The organism is Variovorax sp. GW460-12-1-14-LB1 (assembly GCF_059423605.1).
The window spans coordinates 41,282-58,616 of sequence record NZ_JBWKYF010000005.1 but is presented as its reverse complement, the minus strand read 5'-3'; the positions used below and the strand labels follow the sequence as shown (position 1 = coordinate 58,616).

Here is a 17,335-nt window from a genome sequence, read left to right as displayed (position 1 = left end):
GCTTCGCGGTCATGCCGGCCATCGCAGCAGTTCATCGACAAGCGCTGTAATTTCGCGCGCGGCGGCGCTGTCGGGCGCCGTCTCGCGTGCAAGCCGGCCAGCGGCCACGCTGTCGGCGAACACGATGCGCTGATGCACTTCCGCGCGCAGCGCAGGAAGCGGCTGGTCGGTAAGCGCCTGGCGTGCTTCACGCCCGATCACGGTGGTACTGACGCGCCGGTTGATGACGAAGGCCGCGCGCAGCGCAGGCCGAAAGACTTGCGCCTCGCGGATCAGCGCCACCATCTCGGCGCTGGCCCAGAGATCGTAGGGGCTGGGCTGCACCGGGATCAACACGCGCTCGGCCGCCAGCAGCGCAGAGCGCGCCAGCGCCGCGATGCGCGGCGGCCCATCGATGATGACGTGATCGGCCCGCTTGGCGAGTTCTGGTGCCTCCTGATGCAGCGTTTCGCGTGCGAGGCCCACGGCGCTGAACAGCCGTGGCAAACCTTGCTGACTTCTGCGCTGCGTCCAGTCCAGCGATGAACCCTGTGGGTCGGCATCGAGCAGAACGACGTGCTGCCCACGCCGCGCGAGTTCGCCCGCGATGTGCGTGGCGAGCGTGGTCTTGCCCACGCCGCCTTTCTGGTTGAGCAGAGCAACGATCATGGCCTGGCCCTCCCTGCTGGAAAGCCCGGCTGTTGCTGCTGCGTTTGTAGCCGCGTGGCGGTTGTCCACCGTGGCACGGCGCTTCTACTAAAAGTTAGCGAATTTGAGTTAGGTAAGTTAGGAGAGGCCGAAACCCGCGCCGCTATTGGCTTTGCGGCCGATTTTGTTGCCTGATAGCACGAGGATTTGTTGCCTGATAGCACGATACCTCTGTTGCCTGATAGCACGAGCCCGTCCACAGACTGCGCAGCAGTTATCCCCGTGCCGTTTGCGGCACGGGCCGGAACGTCAGCAGCGGCGAGGAAATGCCGGAGATGTACTCGATGCCCAACTGGTAGCCCGGCAAGGATTGCCGAGCCACCAGCGCGCGCAAATCGGCAGCGAAGTCGTAGTACCGCGCCACGCTGCCCGATTTGCGGAACAGATGCTGGAAGTCGAATTGCCAGCCGCCCGGCTGTCGCCCGCCGTGCTTTCTCACCAGCCGGTATAGCCACCGCTCGATGCCCCCGGTGAGTCGGAAATACGCCGGGTCGATGGTCAGCACCAGTGCCGCATCGAGCACGCCCGCATAGAACCAGTCCGGCAGGATCAGCTCGACGCCCAGCGGCGTGCCGCGAGCATCGGCCAGTTCCTTCCACTCGTTGATCCACGAAAACCGATGCAGCCGCCGGCCGATCGTCTCCCGGATGGACGTGGCCACGGTCGTGGACTGCAAACGATCCAGCGCGGCCTTGAGGCGCCGGTAGTCGCGCAGCGAGGTTCCGCGCCCGATGAAGCGCAGGATCTCGTAGGGCGTGGCCTGCATCAGCCGCGATGGGCGCAAGCCCGCATCGCGCGCTTCCACGATCTGGCTGGCAGCCCAGATCAACACGTCGGCGTCCCAGATCGTGGCGATGCCATGCTCGGCCGTGCCCTCCACGCGGATCGTGATGCCGCTGGCGCGGAAGTCGATCGGCGCCGTGCGCCGCGACTTCGCCAGCGAGAAGAACGGAAAGGCCATCAAGTCCTGGCTGTCGCGCGGTGCCATGTCGCCCGGCAAGGCACGGAACAGATCGAGCTGTTCGCGCTCCTGCGACGGTCGCTGCCGCGATGGCAGCGATGGACTGGACATGACGAAGGCCCCCCGCGTGCCAGCGGTCAGCGCGCACGGCTGTCCGCCGAGTGCTGCTCGGCGTACTCGGGATCGGACGTGCTCTCGAAACTGCGCTCGGCGGCCCAGGCATCGAGGTCGGCCACGGCGTACATGACGCGCCGGCCGAACTTGCGGAACTTGGGGCCGCCACCGAGCACGCGCTGTTTCTCCAGCGTGCGCGGTGAGAGTCGCAGATAGTCGGCGGCTTCGTCGTTGGTCAGATAGCGTTGAGGTTGCACCGTCGTGGCGACGGCAGCGGCGGCAGGCCGCAAAGGAGCAGGACGCATGGTGAGAACCTCCATCGGTTGCAAAGCGCCGGCCACACAGCGCAACCGGATGGGGGCAGTCTCAGAAAGTGAAGCACTCCTGCTCAGGGTCGTTTTGCGCTTCCTGCAAAACGGCCCTTCTCGGGCGACGGCGTTTGTGCTAATCGGCGATAGCCGCCGCGCATCAATGCATGCCCGCGCCGCACGAGGCGGCGCACCTTGGAGCGCAGGCCGCCGTCGCTGTACCAATCGGCCACGGCATCCGGGCCGAACAAGCCTTCGGCCACCTCACGCAAGGACGCGCCCGCCTGGGTTGCGTCGAGCGCCTGCAAGGTGTGCAATTCCAATAGCGCGGCGGGCGTGGGCCTGGGCTTGGTATCGGCCAGGGTTGCGCCGGGCATATGACCGCGTGCAGGCGCGGCAGCGCCGCCGCGATGGGCATAGGCCACGGCCATGCCGTCCTCCAGGCCAGGCGCCAGCGCAAAGCGCAGGCAATGGCCGGGGCTACGCGCGATCAGCACCAACCCCTTCCCGTCATGGAGCAATTGCTTGTGGCCAGGGACGCGCCAAAACGCAAAGGCGGTGGCGTCCGGTGGTGGATCGGCATCCGGGTAGAGCTGCACCACGGCAGCATGTCCGGGCAGCCAGGCCGGATGCGCGTCACGCGCATCCAAGGCCGGGTCTTCCAGCAGGCGCAGCCCCCAGCGATGCGCCGCTGATGCTGCCGCCGGATGTATGTGGTGCCGACGATGGCGACGCAACCAGTCAAGTCGGTAATCGGGATGGCGGCGCAGGTACTCCCAGGCCAGCGCGAGCGCATCCAGCCACAAGATGTAGAGGTACGCGGCGGTGGGATACCAGTGCGCGAGATGGTGAGGATCGACCATGACGAAAGCTCCTGTCGGAATCAGGAACGCCGCCACGGCAAGAAGCGCGGAGCTATCGCATCAAGGTCAAACCATCTTCAGAACCGGGCTAAGCCGCAACCATTGGTAGTCAAGACCGATGGGCTCCGGGATATTGCGACATCCGTCCGAATGCGACGGCCGGATGACCCAAGAATGTCACGCGGCACAAAACAGCGTGCCGCAACCCGCATGAAAGATCGTGACTGTTTCAGTCACAGGCTCACGAGTTGGGTGCAACAGTGCGGATTGAGACCTGACAGGTCTGAAGCGAGACGGAAATAGTCTCAATGCGCCCGGCTTGGTCGGAGCGCGAACGGCTCAATCCAGGACAGCGCCGTTTTCCTGTGCCAGCCGCAGGTACTCCGACAGCGGCCGTACCGCCTGGAAATACCGGTCCCGCCTCACCGGCAGTTTGTTGGGCCCGACGATCGAGGCCAGAACAGACAACTTGATTTCGCCCAACTCCGGCATGCCAATGCCCAAATCCACCACGCCCCAAGCCGTGTCACTGTCCGCCGGATCGAGCGCAGCCAGCAACCAGGTGGCATGGGCATCCGGCGTGAACAGACGGATGACGGGCCACAGGTCAGTGCGCTGACCAGCAGCGCGGGCCTGGCCATTCGCCAGCAGTTGCACACGCTCGTCCTCGGTGATGAGTGGGTTCATGGGGGCAATCCCTTCGTTGCACGACTCCGCCAAAGCGTGAAGGCGCAAAGCCGCATCGGTGGAAGCGAGGAAAGACGTGAATGCGGTTCTGCGGCTCTGTCGGAAGACACGGAAGCGGATTTACTGATTTCCTCAGAAGCACAAATGAGCCCTATAGATTGTAGTCCTATAGGGCGCAATCGAATGTCATCTTGGGTTTTGGGGAGAAACCTTAGTTGGCGGCAAAGCACTCGTTGGCAACGGCATTGAAAACAGTCCGCAAGGCGCGCGGCCTGAGCCAGGAAGCATTTTCCGACGTATCCAGCCGCACGTACATGAGTTCGCTGGAACGCGACCTCAAAAGCCCGACCCTGAACAAGCTGGCCGAGCTGTGCGAGGTCATGCAGGTGCATCCCGTCACGCTACTGGCGCTGGCCTACACAGGCAGGAGCCCGAAACAAGCCGACCAGCTTCTGGCGCAGGTGCGGCAAGAGCTGGAGGCGGTGCTCAAGGCAAGCGCCGAAGCGTAGCTGCAGCCAACTTGCCGGCCGATCCGGCGCAGCCGGTTCGGCGGTGTTCAAGGCGCGCCAAGCTCTGCGCGGCGGGGATAGCCGCAAGGCTTCCCCTGGAGGCAAGCGAAGCGCGCAGCGCCCCAGGTGCGAAGTTGCGTGAGGGATAGCAGCCGGATGGCCGTGACGGCGAAGTCGGCACGGGGCGCAGCCCAATAGCCCGGCGGCGCCTTGCGCCGACACGCCATGGTGCTTTTGCAGTTGCAGCCCTGACCATAGCCATGACAGGCGCCGCCGGGGATGGACCAGTCCACGGTCTGGAGTCTGTCTTGCGATCAGCAGCACAGCGCCCCGCCGCGATGGGCGGGGCGCTGCGGCGGTCACGCCGCCTGCGGCTTGCTGCGCGACCAGATCAGGTCGTGTGTGCCGTCCTCGCCTTCGATCAGGCGGGCGTAGACCGTGGCCGGGAACGCAGGGTCGTCGAGGGTCACGGAGACGTAGTTCCGTCCGGTCTCGCTGGTCTTCTTCCACGCCGCGCCGATGTCGTGGCTGGCAGCCTGAACGCGGAAGTCCGGGGCTTTCTCGCTGTCCCCCTTGTCGTTGGGAACCAGCTTGACCTTGATGTTGAGCGTCAGGGTGCGAAGCGTGCCGGTGAAGCCGTCTTTGTCTGCGGTGAAGGTGCCGATGTTGGCCATGATGAAACTCCTTTCGGTTGAACAAGGTTCGCGCCCATCGCGTCCTTGTTGTGATCCGGCCGGCGGGGGACGGGCGGGCTGCACCGCTTGCGGCCGCAACGCAGTGGAGGGCCGGGAGGCGAAAAGAATTTGCCGCGCGAGGAATGCGCGCAGCGCAGGGGAAATTGTTTTCGCCAGACGGTTGCAGCCATGAAGGCCGAGGCGCAGCCGCGCCACCGCCAGGATTCACAATGAGACAAGGACGCCTTGGGCCGAACCGCTCCGAAAGGAAGCATGGCCGGCTGGGTATCCCCGCACGAAGGCTTCAACGGCTCGTTCCCCGACGCGGGCCAGGTCAATATCCCGACGACAGGCGAGAACGCCCCTGCCGCATTCTGCGGCGCCGGTCTTGACGCGTTGCGTGGAAGCTCCATAGCGAGGTCGGTCGGCGGTCCGTGAACCGTCCTTCGTGACGTGATGGGCAAGAACCGACAGCGTTGAGGACGACACTCATCCGCACAACCTGCCGCAGCAAGGTCCGGCGTATCCGCCGCGCCCTGCCCATGGCGGCGGGGCGCTGCGCTGGCCTCGCCGATCCGGCACAGCCGGTTCGGCGGTATCGAGGGGCGCCAAGCAACATGCGGCGGGGATAGCCCGCAGGGCTTTCCCTGGAGGTAAGCGAAGCGCGCAGCGCCGCAGGCGCGAAGGCGTGAGGGATTGGAGCCAAATGGCCGTGACGGCAAAGACGGCGCGGGGCGCAGCCCGAAAGCCCGGCGGCGCATCGCGCCGCCACGCCAGGCTTCCGAAATTGCGATAGTGCCGCAGGTCAGCTACATGAAGAAACTGCCTTGATCAGAGTAACCAGCGGGCTCGATCGCCACATCCGCAATGCGCGACTGAATGGCACGCTTGCAGTGGACATTCTCGCCACCGTCCTGAATCCAAGCCCCCAGGCGCCGCTCCATCCAGCCACAAGCTACGGCGCCCCCGCTACTCAAATCGCAATACCACTCCGGCTGAATGTCAGCTTTCCGGGGCTTGAGAACCACATTGATGGAAAGCTCGCCACCGCTGATGGCATCCACACTGGCAACCGCCGGCAGATCCCCGTCGAACATGAAACGATAGGTGCTGCGCGCGCAGTGATGGCTGTCCTCGGCACCGCCGGGCCACCAGTTTTCGCCCTCCGACAGCCCGAACAGGCGCTGTTGGAGGCCGGCGTTGACCGCCGCCACCATCAGATTTCGCCAAACCCACCAGCGCGCGCTCCGCTGCGTTCGCAGTGGGAAAGTCTTGAACGGCGAATAGGAGTGCTCGAATTCCGGCAGCAGCCGCAGGTCCTCGGGAGCGGCGTAGCCGAACTGCCGCAGGCGCTGCACCAGCCGGGCATTGCTCGGCTTCTGCGCCTGGGCAGTCGCGTGGCCAGCAAGGGCTGCGCGTAGCGCCGCATGGGTATTGAATCCCAATGCCGCAGCAACCGCTTCGCTCAGGTGGGACGAAGAAACACCTTTCACGCTGCGCTGCGCCCTCTGCTTGAGGGTGCGCAAGGCAGTTTCGGAAACGAAAAACGTCGAGACAGTCATGCCAAATTCCTCAGTGACTGGTCGAAGTCTGCCGATTACGCATCGACCGGGGAATAGGCACGGTCAGCGAAGGGGAAGCGTGGAAACGTCGTTTAACCCGGCAGCAGGTTCAGCGTGACGCGGCTGTAATTTTCATTATACCGCATGGCCGCCAGCACTGACACGGCGTTTTGCTGTGGGCTTTGGAACCGGGCGCGGCCACTGCTGCGCCCGGATTTTTGATTCCACCGGCCCCAGGCCGGAACGACTCGAGGCCGATGCTGATCGCGGTATTCCTTCGTGTCGATGAGCCACCGCACGGCACACGGTAAGGCGCGGCCCATGATGGGGTGAATATCCGTGAGGTCGACGCGGGCCGTCCAACCCAGCGGCGGACGGTAGCCGCGCATGTCGCCATCGGCGGGCGCGCACTGCGCGGGAGCATAGACCGCTGCCATGCTTCGGAGGCTCATGTTGGTGCGGGTTGGGCATGGTCTGGCTCCTTACAGAGCAGCGCCCCGGCCGAAACCAGGGCGTTGCTCTGCGGCAGGGTCACGCGGCCAATGCCTCGGCTGATTCATCCGCCACGGTGGCGGCCACTTCCGCGTCGTCCTGCGCCGCATCCTGCGGCCCTTCCTCGGGCGTATCCGTCTGCGTGCCTTCAGTCTTGAAGATGGCGGGCATCCAGCCCGTGCCATCGGCCAGCCGCTCGGCTTCGCTGGCAATGTCGGCCTTCCTGAGCTTCGCCAGCCGGTTGATGTGCTCCGGTGCGAACTCCCCCAGGGCTTGCAGGACCACGGCCTTGGAAACGTGCTTGAAAAAGCCTTCGCCTGTCGGCTTCCACCATGCAGCCATGTCCAGCCCCATGGCCTGCGCCAGTTCCTCGCCCGGCTGGTGCCGCGTGGCGCGGGGCGTCACCACGTCCACCGTGGAGGCCACGCACACAGCCAGCAGCTTGACCAATTCGCCCTGCTCCATCGCCAGCAGCGCGGCGAACAGTTCAGCACAGTCCTCGGGCAGCTTGCCGCCCCATGCCTGCTGCAATTCGCGCAGCGCCACGGCGGCAGGCGATTCCGGCCAGTCCGGGGCCATGCCTCCCAGACGGTCTTGCACCGTCAGGCGCACGCCCAGCGGCAGATCGTGCCCGTAGTGGCGATCCTGCAGGACGGTTTGCACCATGCCATGCACAAGCGCAGCCAGCGCCACCTGCGGATGCCGTGCGACTTCGATTTGCAACGCGGCGGTGCGGTGGGCACTCAGGCGCTGGGCCAGCCGGTCGGAGATTGCGGCCTTGGGCGCTGCGTTGCTCTCGCCTTCGTCGTCGTTCTCGGCTTCGCCCTCCACGCTGCCGGAACCCTGCCGCAGCTTTTCCAGCGTGCGCAGTGCCTTGGCCTCGGCTTCGCGCAGGCAGCCCGCGATGAATCACGGCCTCGCCATTGCGGTCGATGGTGACGATGGCACCGGCTGCGGCCCGCACGTTCGGGGCATAGTCCAGCAAGCCATCCACCAGTGCCTGCAACTGCTGGCCCAGGCGCTCGCCCTCCTCCTGCAAGGCTTCGGCCTTGTCCTCGTCATCGGCTTCCATCGCGGCATCCACGGCCTTGCCAATCGCCTGCATCTTTTCTTGCAGCTTCTCGATGCGCAGGGCATCGCGCTTGCTCGGCGTGCGGCGTTCCTTCGGGGCACGCTGGAAGGCTTGCAGGTCGGCATAGGTCATGGCGGGCGTGGCGTCCACCCATGCCCAGCCCTCGGCGCGGATGGTGTCGGCCATGCTCGCCAGCTTCTGGCGCACCAGCGTTTCCAGCAATGCGGCATCGTTGAGGTACACGCCCGCATCGCCTTCCGCGAACAGGTCACGGCGGATGCCGCCGCCCGCCTGCTCGTAGGCATCCAGCCCCACGAAGCGCGCCAGCGGATGGGATGCCCCGATCTCGCGCTCGGTCAGGCGTTCGCGCAGCGCGGACGGACTGCGCTGCCACTGCGGCGCATCGTAGAACGCGGCGTCTTGGGAGGCATGATCGTCGGTAGCAGCCAGCGCCATGAGTTGATCGAGCCTGACGGCATCGGCCCGGTAGTCGGCCATCAAGCGCGGCGAAACGTTCGCCAGCTTCAAGCGGCGCTGCACCACCAGCGGCGTGACGGCGAAGTCTGCGGCAATGTCCTCGATGGGTCGGCCTTCGGCCACCAGCGCGGCAAACGCCTCGGATTGGTCAGCCGGGTGCATCGCTTCGCGCTGCACGTTCTCTGTCAGGCTCACGGTCCGGGCGCTGGCGTCCCGCACCAGCAGGCAAGGCACCTCCCAATCGCGGTCAATGCGACGCTTCTTCGCCAGCAGCTTGAGGGCCGCGAGGCGACGGCCACCGGCCACCACTTCGTAATGCTCGCCATCGGCGGCAAAGATCACAGTCAGGTTTTGCAGCAGGCCCACGCGGGCGATGCTCGCGGCCAGCGCATCCACGGATGCGCCTGCGGTCTTGCGCACGTTGCGGCGTGAGGGACGAAGCTGCGACAGCGGCACCAGAATCAGGTTCTGCGCCGGGGCGGCGATTTGCAGCGCGGCGGTGGTGAGAGCTTGGGATTCGGTGCGGCGAACTTGGGTAGTGGCGTTCATGGTGTATCTCCAATCAAATGAAATAGACAGGGAATGGAGGGGAAACCGCCCCTCCGGCGGGGGAACGGTTCAGGCTTTGAGGGCCCGCATGCCATCGGCCAGCAGCCACAGGGCGCGGTTCAGGCGAATATCCGAATCAATGCCCTGCACGGGGCGGGTTTGCTGCCTTCGGCCGTTGGCGGCGCGGCCGGACAATCCGCCTTTGGTCAAGTTCTCCTGCGTGCGGTTGAACACGCTCCACAGGTCCAGGCGGCGGTCGTCGAACCGGCGCGGCATCAGGATTTGCGTTTCCGTGATGGGCGCAGGCTTGTCGGGGTCGTCGTACTTGAGGGCCAGCGCGGCGCGGGCGAACACTTCGGATTCCCCTGCGTCCAGCGTGATGGCCTGCATGGTTTCGCGGGATTCCTGCGCACGCTCGAATCCGCCCAGCACCTGATAAGCGCCCTCGATCACATGCCCGGCCACGTCGCCTTTGTGCGGCACGCGCACATCGCCCACGGTGTCGCCGCAGACAAGGTCGTTCTGGCAAACGAAGCGGAACATGCCACCCAATAATTGATAGCTGCTCGTGCCGTCGTGCGAGTTCAGCAGGATTATTTCGTTGGCTTCGCGGGCGTTGATCTGGTTGGCATGGCGCAGCCGCAGCATGTGTTTCGTGTGCTCGCGCCGGCCCTCGTGACGCACGCGGGTTTGGCAGGCCATGAAGGGGTGAAAACCCTCCTTGCGAAGCGCGGTCAGCACCGCCGCCGTGGGGATGTAGCTGTACCGTTCGGAACGGCTTCGGTGCGGGGCATCCGCGAAGATGGACGGGGCCACCCTGCGAATCTGGTCATCGGACAGCGGGTGATCGCTGCGCAGCGCCGGGGAATGGGGCGCAAACCGGGAAGCAAGTTGCATGATCGTTCTCCTGACAAAGTTGGCTGTTGAAAAAAACCGCACACCGGATTCCTAGATTCGGAGCCCAGCCTTTCGGCTGTTCGGTGCGGTCGGCACGAAGAACCCGGTTGGCCTCGTTGCCACCGTCTTTCCTGAGTTCATCGCCCGCGACGAAAGGGAGAGCGCGGCCGGGCGCCGTCAAGGGAAACCAGCGCAGGGTGGGTGCGGCCCGCAGGCGCAGCCGAGGACACGGCCCTGCGCGCCTTGATGGCGCCCGGCCGCGGGCTACAGTCGCGGACAAGGTGATGAAGTCAGGGAAGACGGCTGGACATGGCAACGGCCTTCCCCATGCGCCGATCGCACGGCAAGCGAAGCGCGCAGGCCCGAAGCTGGAAGCCGGGCCGGAGGCGTCAGCCGAGCGGAGCGAGCAAACGATGGAAGCCCGAATGGGGCGAGCCGCCGCAGGCGGCTCGATGCGCCAGCACGAGGGCGCGACCGGCCATATGCCATTGGCCGGGGACGCCCATGACGCCTTGGAGAGACCGATGTACCTGGAGCAAGACTTCGCAGCATCGCTTCAGGTACCGACAGAACCCCAGTGCTTCAATATGCTGCCAGCATGTCCATCAGCCACGACCGTCCATGACATTGCATCCCCTCACCTCTCCCAAGAACGTCTGCGAAGAGCTCCTCATGGAGGAAAAGCGGTACAACGCCGAGCACGACATCCTGTCCAGCGAAAGCGCCGTGGCGGATCGGCTTCTGGCCAGAGGCCTGGAAATGACCCCGGCCTATGAGGAGTTGCACAGCAAGCTGCACCAGCATCCGAAGGCCCTCAAGACATTTCTGGGACTGGTTCTGACTGCGGCAGCACTTTGGAATCCCGAGAAGATCGCGGAAGCGCGCAATGCGCGCAGCGAACTAACTAAGGTGAATCAGCAGATTGCCAGGCAAGCTGCCGAATTGGCTGAACTGCTACAGCAGCGCTCGGATCTCGGCAACACGTCAGGCTTCCGGACGGATACGCACTACCACGTCTGTGATGTGATCCAGGCATCTTCCCAGCAGAACTACGGATTCAAAAACTATGTGCAGGAGCGTCTCGAAAATCTGCAAGGACAGTTCGATCTCAAGTACTGGCCCACGTTGAGCGACTTCGCCCGTGAACTGGCTCGCGATGCCGCGACGGCGGTTGCACAGGCCTCCGATCCTTTGACGGCGGCAGCAACGGCCGCCTCGCGGGCTTCTCGGGCCGATTTCTTCAAGGCCCTGTTCGCGAGCATCGAAGAGAACAGCGCCCGGAGTTTCGGCCACCTTCCCCATGGGCTGCAGATCAGCGACAGCACGTTCGCCATGTTGGTGAACTGCGCGCTGGATCTCGACGCGGATAGCATGGTGGACGGGCCCTACGTGAAGCGTCTGCGTCAACGCGAGCGCGAAGGTGCCAAGTGATGCTTCAGCAAGGAAAGGACGGCGATGGCGCACGATTCGAGCATCTGGCGGGTGGACACCGAAGCCGCACCGGCGCGTCCCACGCCCCATGCCGACACCGTGCCGTTGACATGGGCGCACGACTCGAGCACCGGTGAGCCGCGCTACATCCACGACGCTGAAGTCGTCGACGGAAACGCCGAATGCCAATGCCCGGCCTGCGATCTTTCGCTGACGCCGGTGTTGGCGGGGCAGCCCCTGCGCAGGAATCCTACGGCGCATTTCCGGCATCCCAAGGGGGCCCAGAAGGATGACTGCACCCTCGTTGCCGCGCGGCTAGCCGCGATCCGGCATCTGCAGGAACGGGGCTTCATCGATCTGCCCAGGCGCCGGATGTCGGCCAACGCCATCGGCTTCAGCGGCCAGGGCTACGAAGGCTGGGTCGAGAAGCCCGGAGAGCGCGTCTCCATCACCAGCGCGGTGCTCCACGACCACGCCACAGCGCTGTTAACGCTGGATGACGGCCGCGAATTCCTGGTCGACCTCACGGGGCAGCGCGATGCCGGCACCGATGGCCAAGGACGGGCCGTCGTCACGCTGTTCCTCTCCGATCCCGCCATTGCGATGATGTCGCCGGACGAGATCCGCGCGCGGCTGCGCCTGCTTCCCGACATCCGCTGGTGCGCGCACTGGGACGACCTGGCGTTGCAAGCGGCTGCGAGCGCGCAGGCCGAACAGGCCGCGCGCGAGGCCATGGATGCCTGGGACGCCGCAGACGAAGCACAATTCCATCAGCATCTGCCCCCGGACCTGGAGCCATCCGCTGCCCAGCAATGGCGCCGCGAGACGTTGTTGCACAGTGAAGTCAAGACGATCCTTGAACAGGCTTCGCAGATTGCGACGCCCGGCCTCCATGCCAAATTGATCCGCTACGCCCCGGACGAGTTCAGCGGTGAATGGGAAGAGAACACGCTTCGCGTCGGGTGGTGGACAGCCTCCACGACGCTGTCGCTGGAAACGACCCAGTTGGAACAGCATCAGGGCAGCATCGTCCCCGACGTCATCTGCACCCTGCGCGAGCCTCGGCCATTCATCTTCGGGGACACTGAAATCTGGCTCGATGATGACTTCGAAGAGTTGATAGAAGACACCCACAGCAGTCAGCGCTGGCCGCAGACCTTGCTGATCGAGGTCACCGTGACCCACGGCATCGATCAGGAGAAGCTGCGCCGCATCCAGGCGCTCAATACGCCGACGCTGGAAATCGACATAGGCTCGCTCGGTGGCCAGGTGACCCGGGAGGGCCTGCGCCACCTGGTGGTAAACGAAACCATCGGCAAGCGCTGGGTGCATCACCCAGCCCTGCGGTGGAGCCACCAGATCCTCAAAACGAAACTGGACCAGCATCCGGTCACGGTACGGTTTCAGGAGCGCCTGGCTGAGCTGAGACGCCCCCGCTTGCTCGCGACGCCGGCGTCGGAGTGGGCCAGGATCTATCTTGCCGCCGCCACGGAACTCCTCGACACCAACACCCGCATCAACAAAGCCCGGCGTGCACATCGGGGGCCGGCCCCAGAACCCGACCCATTGGGGGAAGACAGCGAGCCCTAGCTGCGGCTCATGGAGGCCGCGGAAGCCCTGGCCGCACATGGCTACCCAGGCGGTGCTGCCCACGAGATGGTGGGTGGCGCCGGCATCGTTTCGCGGCTGCTGTCGATCCAGCACAACCGGGGCATCGGCTATGCATTCAGTACCGGTTACCAAGTGCTCAATGCCATCATGCAGAGCAGGCCCGGCTACCAGCACTGGCACACGCTGTTTCTCATGGCCGTCAAGGCCTACGGCCTAGACGCGCGGCTCACCCCAGGGCAAGTCGAGCGCTATGGCTCCTGGCGACAAGGCGTCATCGACAAGGTGAACGCGGGTGACAAGACGCACCTGCGGCCCGGGCGCCATGACGCGCTGCTCGGTGTGCTTTTCCCCGAGATGGCACCGCGTCTTGCCAACGGCTATGGCCGAAACCCGCAGTCCGAGTAACGCGCCAAGGCAGTGCGTCTCCCGGCACAATGACACCAACGATGGACATACGAGAGCTACAGGACGAGGAACTTATTGCGCTGGCCCGCGAATGGAGACAGCGATCGCTTCGTGGAGAAAGGGATGCGCGCGGCATGGCGCACGAACTGGAGCGCGAAGTGCACCGCCGTTTTGGCATGCCCAGGAATGATGCGCCACATCCGCTGCCGAAGGTGCGCCTCCTGGCCGAACTGCCCCGGACACAGCAGCCACGCTGGAAGGCTTGGTGACTGCGTCCGTTGGTGCTGGAAAGAACCCGAAGGCACCTTCTGACCATCCCCGCATGGAAGAACCCCGCAAGGTGTGCCGCCGGCGGCGCACCAGATGCTGTCGCACTTCAAGGATGTGTCCTGGACTGCCATGAACTCGATCGTGCATGGCGGCATCCATCCGCTGCGGCGCAGCGCCGATGGCTTTCCCGTCGATCTCGCGCCGCAGGTGCTGCGCGACTCCAATGGGCTGACCACCATGACGGGCATGACGACGGCGGTCCTCACCGGCGATGAGGCGGTGGCCAAGCTCATAAGCAAGATTCAGCCGGCCTTCGCCGACTGCCTACCGGATCTGTTGAGATCTTGAACAGGGCACCTTGTGACGCCCCATGTCATATCAGTGGACGATTCGGCCAACGTGTCGTGCATCACGCACATAGGCGCTCAATCGCTTCTCCGCACGAAAGTGCAGATCACGCTCGATTGGCAGACCCAGGCGTCCACGCACCGAAGCCAATTCGGCCAAGCTGACCCAACCCAACTCAGGCATCCCCAGGCCCAGATCGCAAAGCCCAAATGCATGGTCGTGGTTGTCAGGATCGATCTCAGTTAGCAGCCAGGTTGCGCCGGCGTCGGGCGTGAACAGTTTGACCACAGGGGCCGGATCGAAGTCCGGGGTTTCCAAGGATTCGCGGCCGTTGGCTAGCAGCAACATGCGTTGCTCGTCGGTAATGAATGCGCAGTTCATGGTGAACTCCTGAAGGATGCCGGGCGGAATTGCCCAGCCCTTCCGGGTCGCGGTGGAGCGCAAGCAGTCAGGGGGCCACGACGGCCGCAGGCCGCAAGCGTGCAAGGCACGCGCCGCCCTTGACGGCGAGCACACCGTGGCACGATCAAGGCCGTAGCAAGCCACCCAATCGCCACGTACGCCGACCTACCTCCCGAGCAAGCGTAGCGCGTGAACCAAAGAGCCACGCAAGGGATCGGAACCCCGGGGCAATGCTCAAGAGCGTGACGACGCGAGAATGCGCTGACACGCCGCACTTACGAGCGAATCTTCTGGCTCAAATAGTGAAAGATCGTTCGAACCGCATTGACGACCAGTTCGCCCTCAGCCCGTTCAACGATGTATTCGTTGGGATGGGCGACGCTTCCATGGTTGCGTAGGGTATTGAGCGCATCGAGAACAGATGCGAACGACCCTAATACTCTGCCAATCTCACCATCATGTTCCCCCAACGACTGCAACGCGGGATGGTGAGCACGAAGCGCCTTGTAGGCCTGTGTGAGCGTGGCCCCGTCGGGGAGCGAGATCGCACAGTCGTGGCAAGTCGACTTCAGGTAGCCATGCATGGCGGTGTGAAGGCGGTCGATCGCACTCGGCGCCCCAGATGTAGAAAGCAAGTGATCGGCATCTTGCAGAGCACGGCGCACGACCTCTGAGGCCGAGACTGTCGGCAGCACAGCGGGAACATGCCCCGCCTGATAACCCATTTCTATCAGCTTGGCTGCCTGTTCCCGCTCGAGATGCGGACGAACCTTGGGATGATCTACGACGGCAACCAAGGCCTGAGTGCCGTTATTTGCAAAATGCTCAAGCGCCTGAAAGATACAAGCACCGTAGTCGTCATCCCCAAACCCTAGACTTCGGAGCAGCCGAGCGTGTCCACGAATGTAGTCATGGCACCCTGTCAGGTAGCCAAGCTCATGCCAATCCGACGAGTTGAATTCGGCCAGCATGGCGCGCTGCATCGCCAGTACGAGCGGGCCGCGCCATACCGAATCCCCTAACAATTCATAGTTCATTCCTGCCCCTTGAAATGAACAATCTGACCCTGCCTCGATTTCACGTACTCCAGAAGTTACCAACTTCTTGCTGTACGTGAAATCGAGGCAGGGTCAGACCGCATCCGCAGTGCCTGATCTCTCCTTCCTTGAGCCGGGTCACAAAGATGCGGCGCAGCTCATCGACCTGACGAACCACCTTTGCAAGCACCGCCTGGATACGTTGATCTTGAAGATGGTGGATCGAAGGAATACGCCTGATCTCGTCGCCCTCGCGCGTCCGCCACACGCCAGTGTTGAGTGCGCCAATGGTGTCCTCGACCGCCTGCTGAAAGGCAGGCAAGGAGCTTTCCTGTTGAAACGGCGTGCGAAAGGCCGGCCGATCAAACACGGCCGTCATCAATTGCAGCGCATCGGCATCCGAAAGGTCGGGGAAGTCGTCCACGAACTTTCGGATCTCCGCTTCAGCATCGGGAAACTCGATACCTTGGACGAAACGATGCAGCAGGTACTCGGCACGAAGCCGCAGGTTTTCCTCGAATTCCACGCCGGACCATATCGTCACATGAGCAACCCCAAGAGAAGCTGCTGCTTGCTCGATTCGTGTTCGGCTGGCGTCCGAAACAGCGCCGCGAGAGACGAACTTGAAGGCATTCGGCGTCCCGTCAGCGGCCTTGAGCGCCTTGGTCATATCGCCCTTGGCCTTCGCCAAGGTCAGTGTGTCCCGGTTGGCGCATTGGATGATGGTTTTGCGTGCCGGCTGGTCATCGAATGGCTCGATGCCCGAGATGTCCCGCCCTTGGTCGCCTCCCGATTGGCCGTGCCAGATCAGGTCACGCCAGCCAGCGCGTACATGGTACGCAAAGACCAGGCGCTCAAACTGAGTGCCGCTGTAGTCTTCGAAATGAATCGGAGAAACCGTTACCGTCGCCATGCTCTCCCCCCTTTCCCTTGGCCATTTGTCTTCAGTACGCCTCTCTACGCTCCTGTGAGTTTCCGCGATAGCCGGTGAAAGCCACCATATCGTCATACGGTGGCAAGACATATCGCCGAACAACCATGGAGTTCGACATGGAGAATAACCCGTCAGGAAAAATCGGCCGGGACAGCAGCGCAGCCATGCGACCGCAACCTACATCCCTCCCCTTGCCGGGCTCGAACGCCTACGACGATCTCCCGCAGTTCCCGAAACACGGCGCGCTGCCATTTCGTCGCACCATCCGCCGTCATGAGCTGCGGCAGATCGTCCCACTGGCCGAAACGACGATCTACGAAATGGAGCGCCGCGGCGAATTTCCACGGCGCTTCAATCTGACGCAGCGCTGCGTGGTGTGGGATCTGGCCGAAGTGGAAACCTGGATCGAGGAGCGCAAGCAAGCCCCTCGCATCAGCGCCGGCAAGCCGGATGTCCACCTACGAAAAACACGCCCTGTTCGGGCGGGTCCGAGTCAGAAATGAGATCAGCAAGAGCCTCATCCAACAAGAGTTTCCAATACCTTGGAAGCCGAGCGCGATAGGCGCCGCCCCTCCTTGGCCACATTGACCTGCAAGGCAACGCACGCCACCTCCAGAACATCGCTGGCCAGCGTATAGCTGCCCTTGGCCTGCAGCCAGGCCAACACATCCGCCAAGTGCCAGATCGATGCACTGCCCTCATGCACCGGTGCCGGAAAGCTGCCCGGATAAGCCAGCATCAGCTTGCGCATGTTCTGCCGCGACACACCCACGATGTCGGCCACATCGGTCAGTCCGACAAGATCCGGCGCGACCTCGATCAGCTTTGCCGACGGTACGGCGCTTCGCACGTCGGCCAGCGCGCTGCGCACCGCCGCGTCCGCGCTGTCCGCCTCGCGAACGAACTCCAATGCGAGTCGCCCCGGCTGGCCAATGCCCACCAGGGCATCGTCGCAACCTGCCTCGCCCAGGCGCTCGACCAGCCCATCCGGGTCTCGGTCATCATCGGCAAGCTGGTATTTCAGGGTAAAGGTGTATTCCATCGC

At 64.0% G+C, this 17,335-nt stretch carries 19 protein-coding genes and 1 pseudogene; 6 read left to right on the top strand and 14 right to left on the bottom strand.

What is annotated here, in order from left to right:
- Positions 1-9: 9 nt before the first annotated feature.
- The 5 genes from parA to AC07Y4_RS04110 all read right to left on the bottom strand — a co-directional run bounded on the left by parA (position 10) and on the right by AC07Y4_RS04110 (position 3,620).
- Entirely contained in the window at positions 10-648 is a 639-nt protein-coding gene (parA, locus tag AC07Y4_RS04130; protein WP_494797388.1) for a ParA family partition ATPase, read from the bottom strand.
- Positions 649-901: 253 nt separating this feature from the next.
- Positions 902-1,759, bottom strand: a complete 858-nt coding sequence (locus AC07Y4_RS04125) for a replication initiator protein A (protein WP_494797389.1) — start codon at positions 1,757-1,759, stop codon at positions 902-904.
- 26 nt (positions 1,760-1,785) lie between these two features.
- On the bottom strand, positions 1,786-2,067 hold the full coding sequence (locus AC07Y4_RS04120) for a helix-turn-helix transcriptional regulator (RefSeq protein ID WP_494797390.1): 282 nt from the start codon (positions 2,065-2,067) through the stop codon (positions 1,786-1,788).
- 83 nt (positions 2,068-2,150) lie between these two features.
- The gene (locus AC07Y4_RS04115; RefSeq protein ID WP_494797391.1) at positions 2,151-2,933 is read right to left on the bottom strand and encodes a DUF2285 domain-containing protein; all 783 of its coding nucleotides are present in this window, start codon (positions 2,931-2,933) and stop codon (positions 2,151-2,153) included.
- 339 nt (positions 2,934-3,272) lie between these two features.
- Positions 3,273-3,620 carry a DUF2958 domain-containing protein gene (locus tag AC07Y4_RS04110; RefSeq protein WP_494797392.1) on the bottom strand — a complete coding sequence of 116 codons (348 nt, stop codon included), beginning with the start codon at positions 3,618-3,620 and terminating at the stop codon, positions 3,273-3,275.
- Positions 3,621-3,835: 215 nt separating this feature from the next.
- Between AC07Y4_RS04110 and AC07Y4_RS04105 the strand changes: the two genes are divergently transcribed.
- Complete coding sequence (locus tag AC07Y4_RS04105; RefSeq protein WP_494797393.1) at positions 3,836-4,129, top strand: helix-turn-helix domain-containing protein; 294 nt, start codon at positions 3,836-3,838, stop codon at positions 4,127-4,129.
- Between the two features lie 359 nt (positions 4,130-4,488).
- On the opposite strand, the gene AC07Y4_RS04100 is transcribed toward AC07Y4_RS04105, so the two are convergent.
- The 5 genes and pseudogenes from AC07Y4_RS04100 to AC07Y4_RS04080 form a co-directional block, all read right to left on the bottom strand.
- Complete coding sequence (locus AC07Y4_RS04100; RefSeq protein WP_494797394.1) at positions 4,489-4,803, bottom strand: DUF736 domain-containing protein; 315 nt, start codon at positions 4,801-4,803, stop codon at positions 4,489-4,491.
- A gap of 809 nt (positions 4,804-5,612) precedes the next feature.
- The gene (locus AC07Y4_RS04095) at positions 5,613-6,365 is read right to left on the bottom strand and encodes a hypothetical protein (RefSeq protein WP_494797395.1); all 753 of its coding nucleotides are present in this window, start codon (positions 6,363-6,365) and stop codon (positions 5,613-5,615) included.
- 92 nt (positions 6,366-6,457) lie between these two features.
- Positions 6,458-6,802 carry a hypothetical protein gene (locus AC07Y4_RS04090; RefSeq protein ID WP_495274226.1) on the bottom strand — a complete coding sequence of 115 codons (345 nt, stop codon included), beginning with the start codon at positions 6,800-6,802 and terminating at the stop codon, positions 6,458-6,460.
- Between the two features lie 94 nt (positions 6,803-6,896).
- Positions 6,897-8,955, bottom strand: a pseudogene (locus tag AC07Y4_RS04085) (ParB/RepB/Spo0J family partition protein).
- A 69-nt stretch (positions 8,956-9,024) separates the two neighbouring features.
- Positions 9,025-9,852, bottom strand: coding sequence for a DUF932 domain-containing protein (locus tag AC07Y4_RS04080; protein ID WP_494797396.1), 828 nt, complete (start codon positions 9,850-9,852; stop codon positions 9,025-9,027).
- Between the two features lie 621 nt (positions 9,853-10,473).
- Between AC07Y4_RS04080 and AC07Y4_RS04075 the strand changes: the two genes are divergently transcribed.
- The 4 genes from AC07Y4_RS04075 to AC07Y4_RS04060 all read left to right on the top strand — a co-directional run bounded on the left by AC07Y4_RS04075 (position 10,474) and on the right by AC07Y4_RS04060 (position 13,917).
- Positions 10,474-11,283 carry a hypothetical protein gene (locus AC07Y4_RS04075; protein WP_494797397.1) on the top strand — a complete coding sequence of 270 codons (810 nt, stop codon included), beginning with the start codon at positions 10,474-10,476 and terminating at the stop codon, positions 11,281-11,283.
- 24 nt (positions 11,284-11,307) lie between these two features.
- The gene (locus AC07Y4_RS04070; protein ID WP_494797398.1) at positions 11,308-12,873 is read left to right on the top strand and encodes a hypothetical protein; all 1,566 of its coding nucleotides are present in this window, start codon (positions 11,308-11,310) and stop codon (positions 12,871-12,873) included.
- Positions 12,874-12,882: 9 nt separating this feature from the next.
- Positions 12,883-13,299: a hypothetical protein gene (locus tag AC07Y4_RS04065; RefSeq protein ID WP_494797399.1), complete on the top strand. Its 417-nt coding sequence runs from the start codon at positions 12,883-12,885 to the stop codon at positions 13,297-13,299.
- Positions 13,300-13,641: 342 nt separating this feature from the next.
- Complete coding sequence (locus tag AC07Y4_RS04060; protein ID WP_494797401.1) at positions 13,642-13,917, top strand: DUF6988 family protein; 276 nt, start codon at positions 13,642-13,644, stop codon at positions 13,915-13,917.
- Between the two features lie 30 nt (positions 13,918-13,947).
- On the opposite strand, the gene AC07Y4_RS04055 is transcribed toward AC07Y4_RS04060, so the two are convergent.
- The 3 genes from AC07Y4_RS04055 to AC07Y4_RS04045 all read right to left on the bottom strand — a co-directional run bounded on the left by AC07Y4_RS04055 (position 13,948) and on the right by AC07Y4_RS04045 (position 16,269).
- Positions 13,948-14,298, bottom strand: a complete 351-nt coding sequence (locus AC07Y4_RS04055) for a DUF2958 domain-containing protein (protein WP_494797402.1) — start codon at positions 14,296-14,298, stop codon at positions 13,948-13,950.
- 296 nt (positions 14,299-14,594) lie between these two features.
- Positions 14,595-15,356, bottom strand: a complete 762-nt coding sequence (locus AC07Y4_RS04050) for an abortive infection family protein (RefSeq protein WP_494797403.1) — start codon at positions 15,354-15,356, stop codon at positions 14,595-14,597.
- A gap of 40 nt (positions 15,357-15,396) precedes the next feature.
- A complete protein-coding gene (locus tag AC07Y4_RS04045) occupies positions 15,397-16,269 on the bottom strand; it encodes a hypothetical protein (RefSeq protein WP_494797404.1) in 873 nt (290 codons plus the stop codon).
- Positions 16,270-16,394: 125 nt separating this feature from the next.
- On the opposite strand from AC07Y4_RS04045, the gene AC07Y4_RS04040 reads away from it, so the two are divergent.
- On the top strand, positions 16,395-16,793 hold the full coding sequence (locus AC07Y4_RS04040; RefSeq protein WP_494797405.1) for a helix-turn-helix transcriptional regulator: 399 nt from the start codon (positions 16,395-16,397) through the stop codon (positions 16,791-16,793).
- Between the two features lie 14 nt (positions 16,794-16,807).
- Here the strand turns inward: AC07Y4_RS04040 and AC07Y4_RS04035 are convergent, their stop codons facing one another.
- Complete coding sequence (locus tag AC07Y4_RS04035) at positions 16,808-17,332, bottom strand: helix-turn-helix transcriptional regulator (RefSeq protein ID WP_494797406.1); 525 nt, start codon at positions 17,330-17,332, stop codon at positions 16,808-16,810.
- Positions 17,333-17,335 lie beyond the last annotated feature (3 nt).

What these genes read in the sequence shown, in the direction of transcription:
- parA (WP_494797388.1), bottom strand. Translation starts at nt 648, where the DNA reads ATGATCGTTGCTCTGCTCAACCAGAAAGGCGGCGTGGGCAAGACCACG.
- AC07Y4_RS04125 (WP_494797389.1), bottom strand. Translation starts at nt 1,759, where the DNA reads ATGTCCAGTCCATCGCTGCCATCGCGGCAGCGACCGTCGCAGGAGCGC.
- AC07Y4_RS04120 (WP_494797390.1), bottom strand. Translation starts at nt 2,067, where the DNA reads ATGCGTCCTGCTCCTTTGCGGCCTGCCGCCGCTGCCGTCGCCACGACG.
- AC07Y4_RS04115 (WP_494797391.1), bottom strand. Translation starts at nt 2,933, where the DNA reads ATGGTCGATCCTCACCATCTCGCGCACTGGTATCCCACCGCCGCGTAC.
- AC07Y4_RS04110 (WP_494797392.1), bottom strand. Translation starts at nt 3,620, where the DNA reads ATGAACCCACTCATCACCGAGGACGAGCGTGTGCAACTGCTGGCGAAT.
- AC07Y4_RS04100 (WP_494797394.1), bottom strand. Translation starts at nt 4,803, where the DNA reads ATGGCCAACATCGGCACCTTCACCGCAGACAAAGACGGCTTCACCGGC.
- AC07Y4_RS04095 (WP_494797395.1), bottom strand. Translation starts at nt 6,365, where the DNA reads ATGACTGTCTCGACGTTTTTCGTTTCCGAAACTGCCTTGCGCACCCTC.
- AC07Y4_RS04090 (WP_495274226.1), bottom strand. Translation starts at nt 6,802, where the DNA reads ATGGCAGCGGTCTATGCTCCCGCGCAGTGCGCGCCCGCCGATGGCGAC.
- AC07Y4_RS04080 (WP_494797396.1), bottom strand. Translation starts at nt 9,852, where the DNA reads ATGCAACTTGCTTCCCGGTTTGCGCCCCATTCCCCGGCGCTGCGCAGC.
- AC07Y4_RS04075 (WP_494797397.1), top strand. Translation starts at nt 10,474, where the DNA reads ATGACATTGCATCCCCTCACCTCTCCCAAGAACGTCTGCGAAGAGCTC.
- AC07Y4_RS04070 (WP_494797398.1), top strand. Translation starts at nt 11,308, where the DNA reads ATGGCGCACGATTCGAGCATCTGGCGGGTGGACACCGAAGCCGCACCG.
- AC07Y4_RS04065 (WP_494797399.1), top strand. Translation starts at nt 12,883, where the DNA reads ATGGAGGCCGCGGAAGCCCTGGCCGCACATGGCTACCCAGGCGGTGCT.
- AC07Y4_RS04055 (WP_494797402.1), bottom strand. Translation starts at nt 14,298, where the DNA reads ATGAACTGCGCATTCATTACCGACGAGCAACGCATGTTGCTGCTAGCC.
- AC07Y4_RS04050 (WP_494797403.1), bottom strand. Translation starts at nt 15,356, where the DNA reads ATGAACTATGAATTGTTAGGGGATTCGGTATGGCGCGGCCCGCTCGTA.
- AC07Y4_RS04045 (WP_494797404.1), bottom strand. Translation starts at nt 16,269, where the DNA reads ATGGCGACGGTAACGGTTTCTCCGATTCATTTCGAAGACTACAGCGGC.
- AC07Y4_RS04040 (WP_494797405.1), top strand. Translation starts at nt 16,395, where the DNA reads ATGGAGTTCGACATGGAGAATAACCCGTCAGGAAAAATCGGCCGGGAC.
- AC07Y4_RS04035 (WP_494797406.1), bottom strand. Translation starts at nt 17,332, where the DNA reads ATGGAATACACCTTTACCCTGAAATACCAGCTTGCCGATGATGACCGA.